Source organism: Pseudoalteromonas sp. SaAl2, from assembly GCF_052947895.1.
This window is the reverse complement of sequence record NZ_CM129605.1, coordinates 3,645,098-3,658,484: the sequence shown is the minus strand read 5'-3', so window position 1 is coordinate 3,658,484 and position 13,387 is coordinate 3,645,098. Positions and strand designations below refer to the sequence as shown.

The following is a 13,387-nucleotide window of genomic DNA, read 5'->3' as shown; positions in this document are numbered from 1 at the left end:
CTAAAATTAACACACGTAATTATTCAGCTGTACCTGTTAATTTTAACTCACTCACGTTTTTGTTAAGCTTCCTTCTTTATATAGCTGTGAATAGCGTATAATCAAGGTCACGCCACGTAACAACATAAAACTAGTCATAGCTAACCATAGAGCGTGATTTTGCCATCCACTAAAAAGTAAAAACACACCAAAAAAGCCAACTCCAGCCGAAATAACCATGGTGTTTCTCATATCTTTTGCACGCGTTAAACCAACAAATATGCCGTCAAATAAAAAACAACTCATCGCAGCAATTGGTAATACAACTAACCAAGGAAGATACATATTAGCAGCGCTGATAACTTCTGGAACAGAAGTTAATAGTGAAATGATTTGCAAACCAAACAAAGCAAAGAAAATACTGTATGCACACGCAAAGATCCCCCCCAAAACAAACTGACCCTCACCCATAAATGAATTTTACGCGCGCTATTTTGCCCCTTAGCATGACCGACTTTAGCTTCGCTTGCGTAAGCTATGCCATCTAACGCAAAGCTCACTAACATTAAAAAGTTAAGCAATACAGCATTTGCTGCAAGGGTGACTTCACCAATACGCGCACCATAAAAAGTCATAAAACTAAAGCAGAGCTGTAAAATGAGTGAACGAATAAAGATATCGCGATTCAAACTGAGTAAATCCAGCATTTTTGCAGCGCTGAACCAGCTTTCAACAAAAAGAGGTACAACCATTTTTTTTGCTAACTTAAACACCATACAAACTGCAAATACAAGCGCTGTATAATCGGCAATAACAGATGCCCAAGCAGCGCCTGCAACTTGCCAGTCTAAAAAAACCACAAAATAGACATCTAATACAATATTTGTAATATTGGTTACTAATAATAAATAAAATGGCCCTCGTCCATAATGCACGCCGAGCATCCACGCTAATAACACTAGGTTGCATAATGCGGCAGGGGCACTGAATATTCGAATATCAAAATAACTGTAAGCTTGCTGTAAAACCTCGCTATTTGAACCCGACAAATAGGCAATAGCTTCCTTTATAAAGGGTGATAAAGCCAACAACAAGAAAGCGACAACTAATGCCAATACTAGACTGCGTTTTAATAAACCCGCTAATAAAACTAAATCTTGCTTACCATATGCTTGCGCGACCAACCCTGTGGTACTCATGCGTAAAAAACCAGCTAGCCAAAATAATAACGAAATTACTGAGGCTCCCAATGCAATTCCAGCAAGATAGTGCGCACTACCAAGGTGACCAATTACCGCAGTATCAACAATTCCTAACAATGGCACGGTTATATTTGATAGTATCATCGGACCCGCTAACAACAGCAAGCTTTGATGGTGTGCCTTATGACGTTTAAGAAATTGTTTCACTATGTTTTCCCAATCCTATTTTGGTTATCTTTACCTGCCAAAAGTGCAGTTATTTTACAATACCATCATGTTAGCGAAACGCTACCAGCGGTCACAAGCATCAGTGCTAATACTTTTACTGAACACCTCAGTTATTTACAGCAACATGATTTTAAAGTAATACCTCTCAATGAGTTATTAACGGCGCTACAAGCCGGGCGAAGTTTACCAGATAAAACAGTATCGATTACATTCGATGATGGTTATAACAATAACTATGAACAAGCTGCTCCTATACTTGAGAAGTTTAATTTTCCTTATACTATTTTTGTGAACCCTAAACTTATTGATGAAAGAAAAAGCTACGTTATGGGTTGGGATAAATTAAGAGAGCTAGCTAAAAAAGGGGCACTGATCAGCAACCATAGTGCTCAGCATGATTATTTACACAAACAATATGACGGTGAAAGTGATGCTCAATGGCAAGCACGTATCAAGCAAGATATTTTATCGTCGCAGCAACGCATAAAAGAAGAAATTGGCCATGATTACAAATACCTAGCATACCCTTATGGTGAGTTTAACAATAAACTACAGACATTAGTAAAAGATATTGGTTTTATCGGTATTGGTCAACACTCTGGGGCGCTTGATGCAAATGCCGACTTTACCCGCCTGCCTCGCTTTCCTGCATCCGGTTTCTACAGTAAGCTAGAAACCTTGATAACTAAATTAAACTCACGGGCTTTTTCAATCAAAGAGCTGACTTACAACGACAGTGTTACAAACCAAAACCCTCCACAAATTAGCATTACATTTAATATGGGGGATTTTCACAAAAGCCAACTGGCGTGTTATGTCTCTGGTGTTGGACAAGCAGAACTAAACTGGATCAATGATGACACTGTCGTTGTTAATTCTTCGAAAAAGCTTAGCCGAGGACGTTCAAGGTTTAACTGTACCGCGCCATCTAAAAAACACAAAGGCAGTTACTATTGGTTCTCACAACCTTGGGTAATTGTTAAATAATATCTTAATATCAATTTTTTTGCGCACGCTGCAATAATTTATGTGCCACTTTATCTAGCGGCACAATATCTGTTGCAGCATTTAATTCTATAGCGGCTTTTGGCATGCCCCACACAACTGATGTTAATTCATCTTGTGCTAGGGTATATGCGCCTTGTAACTTTAACGCCAACAACCCTTTCGCCCCATCACTTCCCATACCTGTTAATAATGCCGCGACGGTATTTTCTGGGCATACATTAACTAATGAATTAAATAAACTATCCACCGCAGGGCGGTGACGATTAACCGGTGGAGATTCATCTAAAGCACAAAACAAATCCCCCCCTTTTTTGATCACGCTTAAGTGCTTATCACCTGGTGCTATATACGCAGTGCCTGACGTTAATTTATCACCGTGCTCAGCTTCTTTAACATTAATTAGACAGGTTCGATTCATTCGCTGAGCAAACGAATAACTAAATACCGCAGGAATATGTTGGGTAATAACAATTGGAGGGCAGTTTTTTGGCATCCTTAATAACACTTCCTTGATAGCTTCAGTCCCACCAGTAGATGCACCGATAGCTACCACAGCTTTTAAATCAAACTCAGAAATACTAACAACATCCTGAGGTTTATCTTGACTCATCTTAAACGAACGTACCCGGGCAGACGCAGCAGTGCGTACTTTTTGCTGTACGAACTGAGCATATTGGATAAATTGCTGCGATACATTAATAGTCGGTTTAGCAATAAAATCCACAGCCCCGAGCTCTAAGGCTTCGAGTGTAATCGGCGAGCCTTTTTTTGTGAGTGTTGAAATCATCACCACAGGCATTGGTCGCAATCGCATTAAATTTTTTAAAAAGCTGATCCCATCCATTTTCGGCATTTCAATATCAAGTGTAATAACATCTGGCTTCAGTTGTTTAATCATTTCACGTGCTTGGTAGGGATCCTCTGCGCAACCGACAACTATTAAGTCCTTAGCTTGGCTCAAAACTTCAGTCAGCAAGCGCCTGATCAAAGGCGAATCATCAATAACTAACACTTTGATCATTGTTTCTCCTAAAATAATTCGATATCTGTTTGAGAGTCTTGTTTTTCGATATCATGTAAGTAACGTATTTCACGTTTTTCAAGGGCATCACTATGCATTCCTCGTAACTTTTTCACTTGCGCCTTGCCTGTTTGCGGATTAAATAACACCTTTCTTGGCCAAGGCCCGCCAACATCATGTGACACAAGCTCAAGCCCTTCCTCTTGTGCATATGCGCGAGCAAAGCGAATGTTTCCTAATCCAATATCCGTTGTAGAACGAATAATTTTCCCACCACCAAACAGCTTTATTTTTAAGTGTTGTCGAGACCCGCCATTTTTTATAACCTCGTTAATTAAGAATTCCATCGCCCAATTACCATAACGACAATTTAAGCTGTGAGCGCCGGTAAACTCAGTCCCTTTTTCCATGGGTAGCATAAAATGGTTCATTCCTCCAATGCCTAAACGGTCATCATAAATACATGCAGCAATACACGAACCAAGTACCGTTGTGATTAATTCATCATTCTTAGATACATAAAACTCGCCCGGTAAAACTTTAGCTATCATATGCTGCTTCCCAGCATCCCAAAACCGCTTAACATGTTCAAAACCAGGTAATACAGGTTTAAACCTTTGCTTCATGCTACACCTTTTGATAAATGGTTCGACCTAAATTTTTAAACTCACTATGCTCTTTCCCCATGCTTTCAGAGTGACCTAAAAATAAATGCCCACAGGGCGCCAAAATAGTGCAATACCGCTGGAAAAGCTGATCTTTGGTTTCTTTATCAAAATAGATAACAACATTACGGCAAAAAATTACGTCAAAAGGCCCCTTCATTGGCCACTCTTGGAGCAAGTTCAATCGCTTAAAATATATTTTTTCCTGTAGTTCAGGCTTTACTTTAAAGAGTTCCCCATTTTTACTTTTTAAAAACCAACGTTGCAAATGATGCTGCCCAAGACCATTCACATTCGCTGCGGTGTAACTTCCTGACTGCGCTTTTGCAAGTACATTAGAATCTAAATCTGTGGCGAGTATCTTCACATCCCAATTAATTGGAAATAACTCATTTAATATCATGGCCAAGGTGTAAGGCTCTTCACCACTCGAACATCCAGCAGACCACACTCTTACTCGTTTTGTCTGTTTATTAGCTTGTAACAACGCAGGAACAATGTGCGACTTTAAATATTCAAAATGATGAGCTTCTCGAAAAAAAGATGTTAGGTTTGTAGTAATCGCATTAATAAAATCACTAAACTCTTGCTCTTTATGAGCATCTAAATAGTCTAAATACTGTTTGAAGTTGGCTAAACGCAGAGTACGAATACGCCTTGCAAGACGAGAGTAAACCATTTCGCGCTTATGCTCTCCAAGTACGATGCCACATGCGCCATAAACCAATGATGCAATTTTTTTAAAATCATTATCCGTTAGTAAAAACTCTTTCATTGCGCGCACTCGACATGCCAAAAACATTAAAACAAATAGATCGGCAGCTCAAACCTTGAACCTACCCTTTAGCTTTAACTAAAACTCTTCCCACTCATCGGAAGAGTCAGAAAAATCGCTGCCTCGAGGAGCACTGCGAATATTTTGACTAGCTCGTATCGGTGTTTTTGCGGTTGGCGTTGATTCAATTAAATCGGGTATCTCTTGCTGACTGAGCGAGAAAAAATTCAGCAGCCTACGCATATCATTCGCCTGCTCCGACATAGATTCACCAGCAGCTGACGCTTGCTCAACTAACGCGGCATTTTGCTGAGTCATCTCATCCATTTGCGAAATAGCTTTATTTACCTGTTCGATACCTGCACTTTGCTCTTCAGAGGCTTCTGTTATGTCAGAAATCATCTCTGTCACTTTTTGCACTGAACTTACAATATCTTGCAGTGTAGCACCGGACTCATTCACTAATAGCGTACCGTCTTCCACTTTCCCAACGCTGTCTCTTATTAACTCTTTAATTTCTTTTGCGGCACCAGCAGAACGCTGTGCGAGGTTACGGACTTCCCCCGCTACAACAGCAAAACCACGCCCTTGCTCTCCCGCTCGGGCTGCTTCAACAGCCGCATTGAGCGCCAGCAGATTTGTTTGAAATGCGATCTCATCAATAACACTAATAATGTCAGCGATCTTCTTACTTGCTTCATTGATAGCCGACATACTAACAACCGCTCGGTTTACAACTTCCCCCCCTGCATCGCTTTGTCGCGAGTTTCTACTGCTAAACTGTTCGCTACCTTTGCATTGTCAGCATTTTGTCGCACAGTGCTGGTCATTTCTTCCATACTGGAAGCGGTTTCCTCTAATGACGATGCTTGCTCTTCAGTACGCTGACTTAAGTCAGCATTACCTTGTGAGATCTCCTCTGCACCACTGGCAACCATAGTCGCCGAAGAATTAATCCGATTAATCACTTCAGTGAGCTTATCTGCTGTTGCATTAGCGTCTGTTTTTAGTTTATCAAATGAGCCTTGATATTCTTTCTCAATCCGAATAGATAAATCACCATTAGCCATAGCATCAAGCATAGTTCCAGTATCAGCTACTGCATCATCAACAATACTGACTAAACTATTTAAGCCTTTCGCTAGACGAAGATAAAAGCCCTCTTTGCCAGCTTCATTTACACGAGTCTTCAGCTCACCTTTACCTGCAGCACTAACCAAATCAGCCATTTCTTTTTCAATAGCGACTTCATCGGTGCGATCTTCCCACTCAACAACTGTACCAATGCGCTCTTTTTCAGGTGTGAATATTGGATTAGCAACAAGACCAAAAGTTCGCCCACCTACATTAATTTCAGTACTGTATATATTCGTTAATTTACTTAATAAATGTTGCTGGTGTGCTGGATTTTTATGAAATACATCAATATTTTGCCCTAGCAACTTACTGCTATTAAAATTAGGCAAATCTTTACGAATATCAGCTTCAGCTGCCGTCATCATATTTAGTACCGATTCATTCATATAAATAATGTCATTATCTGCATTTGCAATCATTGTATTCGTTGCAACACGATCCAATGCTCGACGTACTCGCAGATTTTCTTCAGCTTCTTGCTTTTCTTCTTCTGCTTTATTAACACTATCAGTAATATCTTGCCACTCAACAATTGTGCCTAGACGTTCACCGTCACGACTCATCCAAGGTGTTGCGATTAAACTAAAAATGAGACCTGCCAAACGTAATGTTGCTTTATAAGGGTCATTTAAACTCGCTAATAACTGACGCTGATGCGCCGGCTGCTTATGAAAATCATCAACACAAGTGCCTATTAAGTTTTCAACAGCAAAGCTAGGTAGTACTGTTTGAAGTTGGCTCTCACGTGCTTGCAGCATTTGCTTAACTTGCTCGTTAACGAAAATTATTTTTAAGTCGTTATCAGCAATCATCACATTCGCTTGGCACACTTCAAGGGCATTTGCGAGATTAGCGATACGTATTGCTTCTTCCGTTGCCGATTTTTGCTCGCTAATATCGGTGGCAAATTTCACAACTTTTATAACCTGACCTTGTGAATTAATAACAGGGTTATACGTTGCTTGAATCCATATTTCTTTTCCATTATTTCCTATGCGCTTAAATTCATTAGAAATGAATTCGCCTCCTTTTAAGCGCTGCCAAAATTGCTGATATTCACTACTAGCCACTTCATCCGGTTCGACAAATATAGAATGATGTTGACCTTGAATATCTGCCAAACCATAGTCCACAACATTTAAAAAATTATTATTTGCTGTAAGAATTCTTCCATCTGGCTCAAACTCAATAACAGCTAACGATTTATTCAACGCAGTTAGAACTAAATCACTCTGTGATTTGCTCCGTTGAGAATTACTAAACCATCCCATGTCCATCACCTTTTTATATCAGTTTTTATTAGCTCGATTAACAGATACTCATATATCCATTGCTTTTGTTAGGTCGAGTAATGCAACCATTTTTTCCCCAACGTTTACTAATCCAGCAACAAACTCCGAGTTATCTGATTCTGTAAATGAAGGCACCATCTTCGCGTCTTGTTCCATAATGCTATAAACATCAGACACAGCATCTACCGCCATGCCCATTATTTTACTTTGTTGTGCGCACTCTACTTTCACGACAATGACCACAGTTAAACCACCATACTCGATGTAGGGTAAGCCAAATCTCAGTCGCAAATCTAAAATAGGTACTATAGTTCCACGTAAATTAATCACACCTTTTACATAGTCGGGTGCATTTGGTATTTCGGTGATCTCTTCCCAGCTACGAATTTCTTGCACTGTTAAAATATCAACTCCATATTCTTCCTCGGCCATAATAAAGGTAAGAAACTGTTTCACGCCCTGGACGTTTTCAAGCACTAGCTTATTGTCTAACTCACTACTCAGTGCGCTCATGACGCCTCCAAATTAGCTTGTGACTCAACAATTAACTCTTGGCTGCCTGGCTTTCTTAATCCGGATAATTTGATCAACCCGCTAATATCAACAATGAGCGATACGCGGCCATCACCCAATATGGTTGCTCCTGAAACACCATCTACTTTTTGGTAGTTTGCTTCTAAGCTTTTAATCACGACTTGTTGTTGCGATAGTAAATCATCAACCAATAAGCCTATTTTTTGATTGTCACTTTCAACCACAACCAATAAGGTTTTATCCAAAGTTTCGATTGCATCTTGATGATTAAATATCTGATATAGCCGTAGAATAGGAATGTACTCATCGCGTAACCGTAATACATCTAGGTCTTTGCCTACACGGCTGACTTTAGTGATATCAATTTGCAACGATTCCACGATAGAAATTAACGGAATGATATAAGTATGTTGTGCAACTTTAACTAATTGACCATCCAATATTGCCAATGTCAGCGGCAGCCTAATTGTAAAGGTAGAACCAATACCTGGCGCCGATGACACTTCAACAGAGCCATTTAACGATTGAATATTACGCCGAACAACATCCATTCCAACCCCGCGCCCAGAAAGGTCACTTACTTCATCCGCGGTAGAGAAACCGGGCATAAAAATGAGCTCGTTAATTTCATTATCTGATAATTCATCACCCTCATTAATAAGCCCATTTGTAATGGCTTTTTGTTTTATTTTTTGAGTATTTAAGCCTTGGCCATCATCCATAATCTCGATAACGATATTGCCACCTTGGTGAAAGGCATTTAGGGTCACAGTCCCGATAGGGTCTTTACCTGAGGCTATACGCTGTTCAACTGTTTCTAACCCATGATCCAAAGAATTTCTAACCAAGTGCACCATAGGATCTGATATTTTTTCCATTACAGTTTTATCAAGCTCCGTTTGCTCACCAATTAATTTCAGCTCGACTTGTTTGTTTAATTTTTGTGATATATCTCTGACTAAACGGGGAAACCGGCTAAACACAAAGCTAATTGGAAGCATACGGATGCGCATTACATTTTCTTGTAAGTCACGGGTGTTGTGTGCAAGTTGCGCGAGCCCTTCTTGTAGCGACGCTAGTGTTGCCTCAGTAATTTCTTGCTCACCTAATTGACTTAACATCGCTTGCGTGATCACAAGCTCGCCAACCATGTTTATTAATGAGTCTACTTTATCAATACCCACTCTGATTGAAGTTGATTCCACTGCTGTAGCAGGCGCTGTGACCTTAGCAGTAATGGCGGCTTTTACTTCTGGGGCAGTGTTTTTTGGTACTGAAGTGTTAACTTTAGAAGACTCAATAATTTGAGTTTCTTTTGATTGTTTAGGCTGTTCATCATCTGAAAATAATCCACCACACAGAGCAATGGTTATATCTGCATCATCTTCAACCCATTCAAAAATTTCAGAGATGGCTTGCTCTGGTTTATCAGTGTTTAAAAAAAATCGCCAAGATAAAAAGCAGTCGTCTGCACTTAAGTCGGTTATATCTGGAACTTCGCTATGAAACGCAACAATTTCTAAATCACCTAACTCAGCAAGTTCACTGATCATATACAGTGGTTCATTGCCAGTTTTGAATAAATGATGATGCGGTTTAAAGTCAATCTGGTAGGTATTTACTTCGACTACGGTATCAGTAATGGTATTAGCTTGAATTGAAGGGGTATCATCAAGCGCTAAAATTTTCTCAAACTGCTTTTTAAGCTCTGTTGATTCACTTAAGTCAGGGGTTTGCTCAGCCTGCAATACACTTAACATTGCTCTTAAGCAATCCACCGATTTTAGCAATAAATTTACCAGCTCAGTAGTTAAAACTCGCTTACCCTCACGAACCTCATCTAACAGCGTTTCTAATACATGCGTAAACTCAGCAACTGAATCAAAACCAAAAGTGCCACTGCCACCCTTAATTGAATGCGCAGCACGAAATATTGTATTAATTGTTTCAGAGTCTTCTTCACCAGGCACCAAATTAAGCAGTTCAGCTTCCATGGCATCCAAGCCTTCAAAGCTTTCTTCGAAGAAAACTTCAAAAAACTGACTTAAATCTATACTCATGCCTCGCTCCCTAAATTAGCGAATCACTTTTTTTAAAACCGCTAGTAATTGATCAGGGTTAAAAGGTTTAACTATCCAGCCTGTTGCTCCAGCTGCCTTACCTTCCACTTTTTTGTCCATGCCAGATTCGGTAGTCAGCATTAATAAGGGTGTAAACTTATAATTGGGTAAATTGCGCAGCTCTCTAATTAAAGTAATACCGTCCATAACAGGCATATTTACATCCGAGATCACAGCGTCAAAACCCTGTTGCTTAGCTATATTCAACGCCTCACTGCCATCCTTTGCTTCGGTTACATCAAAGCCGGCTTTTTTTAATGTAAAGCCCACCATTTGACGCATCGATGCAGAATCATCTACAGCTAAAATTCTTTTCATATACACCTCTTAATTTTCATTATCGAGTATTAAATATTCATTTAAACCTAATTGATTGATAACGCTCTTTAATGGCTCACTCTGTCCAATCCAAATTATTTTATGATGCACAGACAGTAAGTGTTTTTGTAAAGCACACAGTAGTTGAATGGACGCAGTATCAGCACGTGATACATCGCTGATGTCTAGGCAAACATCGTCATTAGTACTTAGCTCATTTAGCAAGTCTTGATGTAAAGATTCGACTTTGGTGATTGCTAACTCTTCAGGAAGCTTCAACATACTTTCATCACTTTGCGTAATTTACCAATTCATAACAAAAGCTTAGACTGAGTTGTGAAAAATGCCATATATGCATCGAAAAAAGAGGAAATTATTTATAGAGGGGGAAATAAAAGTAAAAAAGAGGCCAACGCTTCCAAAAACAATCGAAAATATACTTAGTCTGCACTCTGCTTAGAGGGTTATGTAAAGCATTGATTTTAAAAATAAATACTAACACCCCTCTCGCTAGAAACTAATTTATTATCCAGAGTTTTGGCTACTTATTAATAGCAATTTATTGATAGTAATCAGCTATCAATTTAAATTCACTAATTAATAATTTAGCATTAACTAATGGAACACTACCTTGTTTAAACTCAGGTTTAAATATTGCCCTTACAGCCCCGCGTGAATCAACCAAAGCAACAGACGCGCTGTGATCAACCGCGTACTCTTGTTCATCACTGTCACTAATGGCATAAATTAATCCAAGCTCACGCACCAATGGAAATAAGTCTTTATGCTCACCTGAAACGGCTAAAAAATCTGGGTTAAAATAATCAATATAAGCTTTGCGTTTATCTGCAGTATCACGCTTTGGATCCACAGATAAAAACCAAATTTGCAGCGGGTATTGCTCACTTAACGCCTTGTGCACGGCATTTAACTTTGCCAGCGTTAACGGACAAATATCAGGGCAGCTAGTATACCCTAAAAACACTAAATTCCACTGCCCGACAAAAGCTGCTTTCGTCACTTTATTATTATGTTGATCAAGCAATGCAAAATCACTAAGTGGTTTAGCTTGCTCATAGACTAACGCTTCTACATCAGGTTTAGTCGCGTCACTGCATGATGCTAATAGCAACAGGCTTATTAACATAAAAAAACGTTTGCTAAGTGTCCGGGTTAAAAACTTCATATGACCAGCCATTTATCTATAAATAAGGCGACGAAGAGTATCATTAAATGAATAATTGAAAAACGAAATAAATCCATAGCTGTATCATCATTTGGCGCTGCTTTTAGCTTAATCGCTTTGTAAATAAACACCGCGTTTAATACGCAGGCAGAGACTAAATATATTAAGCCTGACATACTGATTAAATAGGGCAGCACACACACCAAAGCAAGTAAAACAGAATATGCAATCACGCATGTTTTACAAAAATCAATACCATGCGTAACGGGTAACATCGGAATTTTAGCCCGTTCATAATCGCTCTTTCGGGCAATGGCTAATGCCCAAAAGTGTGGCGGGGTCCAAGTAAATATGATCATCACTAATAACCAAGGTGCAGCGGCCATTTGCCCAGTTTCAGATACCCAACCAAGTAAAGGTGGCATCGCTCCAGCCAGCCCACCAATAACAATATTTTGCGGTGTAGCGCGCTTTAAAAATGACGTATAAATAAAGGCATAACCCACTAAAGCAAATAGCGTTAATATTGCGGTAAGAGTATTTGCCCAAATCACCAACATAGCAAAGCCACTTAAACCGATTACACTGGCAAAACTTAAGGCATGAAATTTTGATAAACGCCCTTTTGCCACAGGTCTATGCCTAGTGCGGGCCATTTTACTGTCAATTTCACTATCAACCACATGATTGATTACCGCAGCCGCTGCCGATAGTAAACCTATACCTAATAAACTTATAAACTGTACCCCAACACCACGCCCAACATCAGGGGCTAGCGCTAAGCCAACCCATGCTGTTAATACCAGCATTGCGACCACTTTAAATTTACTAATCGCTAAGTAGTCTTTAAATAGCTCTGTCAGTTGGTGTGGTGCATCTTTTGTTATTGCTAATAAATGTGCCATAACAGCCTCCTAGGTACGGGCTTTTAAATAAAAGCATAAACGAACGAGTGTAATTAACAGTATGGCTGCCATTAAATTATGTGCCAGTGCAACACCCAAAGGAAAATGCCAATGCACCACAGCAAGGCCTAATGCTATTTGGCAAAATAAAGCACCGAGTACGGATACACAGCAGTGTTTAATTTTCGTTGAAAGCGCACGACTATATATACGCCACATAATCAACGCGAGTACCACACAGGTAACCAGTGCCCAAATCCTGTGGAGTAAATGAATCGACATTCTCGCTTGTTGTGAAAGCACGCCATATTCATACGTACTGTGCTCCATAGGTAACTGAAATACACTACTAAGTGAAAATGGCTGACCATAGCTGCAAAGCGGTAAACCATTACAATGAGGTGCAGCATAATTAGCGGCAAGCCAGCCACCCAATGCAATTTGCAATATCAGTACCACTAACGCAACCAAACTTAATTTAAAATGGCGCCTCGCAGGTGCATCTCCTCCATCGATAGGTTTTGAGGTTAGCCGTAAGTACAGTAGCGCCACTAGCGACAAAATACTAAAACCGCCTAGTAAATGCCCCATCACGATTAAGGGCTGCAAATTCATGGTGACCGTCCACATCCCAAGTGCAGCTTGAAAGATGACTAATATGAGCAATAGTAAAGGCAATCCAACAGGCATAGTCGGCTGCTTGCGCTTAATAAACGCCACAATAAATAGCGCTAAAATTAATACCCCTAACGTGCCAGCAAAATAGCGATGAATCATTTCTTTCCATGCTTTTGCTGTTTCAAACATCATATCTGGGTATGTTTGCTCAACCAAAGCTAGATCTACCTCATGCTTTGGTACTGTTAAAAAACCATAGCAACCGGGCCAGTCTGGGCACCCCAACCCTGCATCACTCAAACGTGTATATGCACCAAGCCCAACCACTAAAATAGATAAAAAGAAGGTCGCTACCACTAAATATTTATAATTTTTATACATAATCAAACCCTTAGATAA

11 protein-coding genes and 2 pseudogenes are annotated in these 13,387 nt (G+C 39.7%); 1 reads left to right on the top strand and 12 read right to left on the bottom strand.

Going from position 1 to position 13,387, the window contains the following annotated elements:
• Nucleotides 1-51: 51 nt before the first annotated feature.
• Nucleotides 52-1,325, bottom strand: a pseudogene (locus tag ACU8V8_RS17305) (MATE family efflux transporter).
• 39 nt (nt 1,326-1,364) lie between these two features.
• On the opposite strand from ACU8V8_RS17305, the gene ACU8V8_RS17300 reads away from it, so the two are divergent.
• A complete protein-coding gene (locus ACU8V8_RS17300) occupies nt 1,365-2,396 on the top strand; it encodes a polysaccharide deacetylase family protein (protein WP_446888324.1) in 1,032 nt (343 codons plus the stop codon).
• 10 nt (nt 2,397-2,406) lie between these two features.
• Here the strand turns inward: ACU8V8_RS17300 and ACU8V8_RS17295 are convergent, their stop codons facing one another.
• From ACU8V8_RS17295 to ACU8V8_RS17245, 11 genes and pseudogenes are all read right to left on the bottom strand, one after another.
• Complete coding sequence (locus ACU8V8_RS17295; protein ID WP_446888323.1) at nt 2,407-3,438, bottom strand: protein-glutamate methylesterase/protein-glutamine glutaminase; 1,032 nt, start codon at nt 3,436-3,438, stop codon at nt 2,407-2,409.
• An 8-nt stretch (nt 3,439-3,446) separates the two neighbouring features.
• The gene (gene cheD / locus ACU8V8_RS17290; RefSeq protein WP_446888322.1) at nt 3,447-4,064 is read right to left on the bottom strand and encodes a chemoreceptor glutamine deamidase CheD; all 618 of its coding nucleotides are present in this window, start codon (nt 4,062-4,064) and stop codon (nt 3,447-3,449) included.
• A 1-nt stretch (nt 4,065) separates the two neighbouring features.
• Nucleotides 4,066-4,878 carry a CheR family methyltransferase gene (locus ACU8V8_RS17285; protein ID WP_446888321.1) on the bottom strand — a complete coding sequence of 271 codons (813 nt, stop codon included), beginning with the start codon at nt 4,876-4,878 and terminating at the stop codon, nt 4,066-4,068.
• A gap of 78 nt (nt 4,879-4,956) precedes the next feature.
• A pseudogene (locus tag ACU8V8_RS17280) lies at nt 4,957-7,286 on the bottom strand (methyl-accepting chemotaxis protein).
• A 48-nt stretch (nt 7,287-7,334) separates the two neighbouring features.
• Complete coding sequence (locus ACU8V8_RS17275; protein WP_446888320.1) at nt 7,335-7,820, bottom strand: chemotaxis protein CheW; 486 nt, start codon at nt 7,818-7,820, stop codon at nt 7,335-7,337.
• A complete protein-coding gene (locus ACU8V8_RS17270) occupies nt 7,817-9,901 on the bottom strand; it encodes a chemotaxis protein CheA (RefSeq protein ID WP_446888319.1) in 2,085 nt (694 codons plus the stop codon). The genes ACU8V8_RS17275 and ACU8V8_RS17270 overlap by 4 nt, the downstream gene beginning before the upstream one ends.
• 15 nt (nt 9,902-9,916) lie before the next feature.
• Nucleotides 9,917-10,279 carry a response regulator gene (locus ACU8V8_RS17265; RefSeq protein ID WP_290209780.1) on the bottom strand — a complete coding sequence of 121 codons (363 nt, stop codon included), beginning with the start codon at nt 10,277-10,279 and terminating at the stop codon, nt 9,917-9,919.
• A gap of 9 nt (nt 10,280-10,288) precedes the next feature.
• Nucleotides 10,289-10,561 carry an STAS domain-containing protein gene (locus ACU8V8_RS17260; protein ID WP_446888318.1) on the bottom strand — a complete coding sequence of 91 codons (273 nt, stop codon included), beginning with the start codon at nt 10,559-10,561 and terminating at the stop codon, nt 10,289-10,291.
• Between the two features lie 277 nt (nt 10,562-10,838).
• Nucleotides 10,839-11,426 (bottom strand): SCO family protein, encoded by a 588-nt coding sequence (locus ACU8V8_RS17255; protein ID WP_446889667.1) that lies wholly within the window; start codon nt 11,424-11,426, stop codon nt 10,839-10,841.
• A gap of 35 nt (nt 11,427-11,461) precedes the next feature.
• On the bottom strand, nt 11,462-12,370 hold the full coding sequence (cyoE, locus tag ACU8V8_RS17250) for a heme o synthase (RefSeq protein WP_446888317.1): 909 nt from the start codon (nt 12,368-12,370) through the stop codon (nt 11,462-11,464).
• Nucleotides 12,371-12,379: 9 nt separating this feature from the next.
• Nucleotides 12,380-13,369 (bottom strand): COX15/CtaA family protein, encoded by a 990-nt coding sequence (locus ACU8V8_RS17245; protein WP_446888316.1) that lies wholly within the window; start codon nt 13,367-13,369, stop codon nt 12,380-12,382.
• Nucleotides 13,370-13,387: the final 18 nt, after the last annotated feature.

Excerpts from the sequence above, each read along its gene's own strand:
- ACU8V8_RS17300 (WP_446888324.1), top strand. The coding sequence starts at position 1,365 with ATGACGTTTAAGAAATTGTTTCACTATGTTTTCCCAATCCTATTTTGG.
- ACU8V8_RS17295 (WP_446888323.1), bottom strand. The coding sequence starts at position 3,438 with ATGATCAAAGTGTTAGTTATTGATGATTCGCCTTTGATCAGGCGCTTG.
- cheD (WP_446888322.1), bottom strand. The coding sequence starts at position 4,064 with ATGAAGCAAAGGTTTAAACCTGTATTACCTGGTTTTGAACATGTTAAG.
- ACU8V8_RS17285 (WP_446888321.1), bottom strand. The coding sequence starts at position 4,878 with ATGAAAGAGTTTTTACTAACGGATAATGATTTTAAAAAAATTGCATCA.
- ACU8V8_RS17275 (WP_446888320.1), bottom strand. The coding sequence starts at position 7,820 with ATGAGCGCACTGAGTAGTGAGTTAGACAATAAGCTAGTGCTTGAAAAC.
- ACU8V8_RS17270 (WP_446888319.1), bottom strand. The coding sequence starts at position 9,901 with ATGAGTATAGATTTAAGTCAGTTTTTTGAAGTTTTCTTCGAAGAAAGC.
- ACU8V8_RS17265 (WP_290209780.1), bottom strand. The coding sequence starts at position 10,279 with ATGAAAAGAATTTTAGCTGTAGATGATTCTGCATCGATGCGTCAAATG.
- ACU8V8_RS17260 (WP_446888318.1), bottom strand. The coding sequence starts at position 10,561 with ATGTTGAAGCTTCCTGAAGAGTTAGCAATCACCAAAGTCGAATCTTTA.
- ACU8V8_RS17255 (WP_446889667.1), bottom strand. The coding sequence starts at position 11,426 with ATGTTAATAAGCCTGTTGCTATTAGCATCATGCAGTGACGCGACTAAA.
- cyoE (WP_446888317.1), bottom strand. The coding sequence starts at position 12,370 with ATGGCACATTTATTAGCAATAACAAAAGATGCACCACACCAACTGACA.
- ACU8V8_RS17245 (WP_446888316.1), bottom strand. The coding sequence starts at position 13,369 with ATGTATAAAAATTATAAATATTTAGTGGTAGCGACCTTCTTTTTATCT.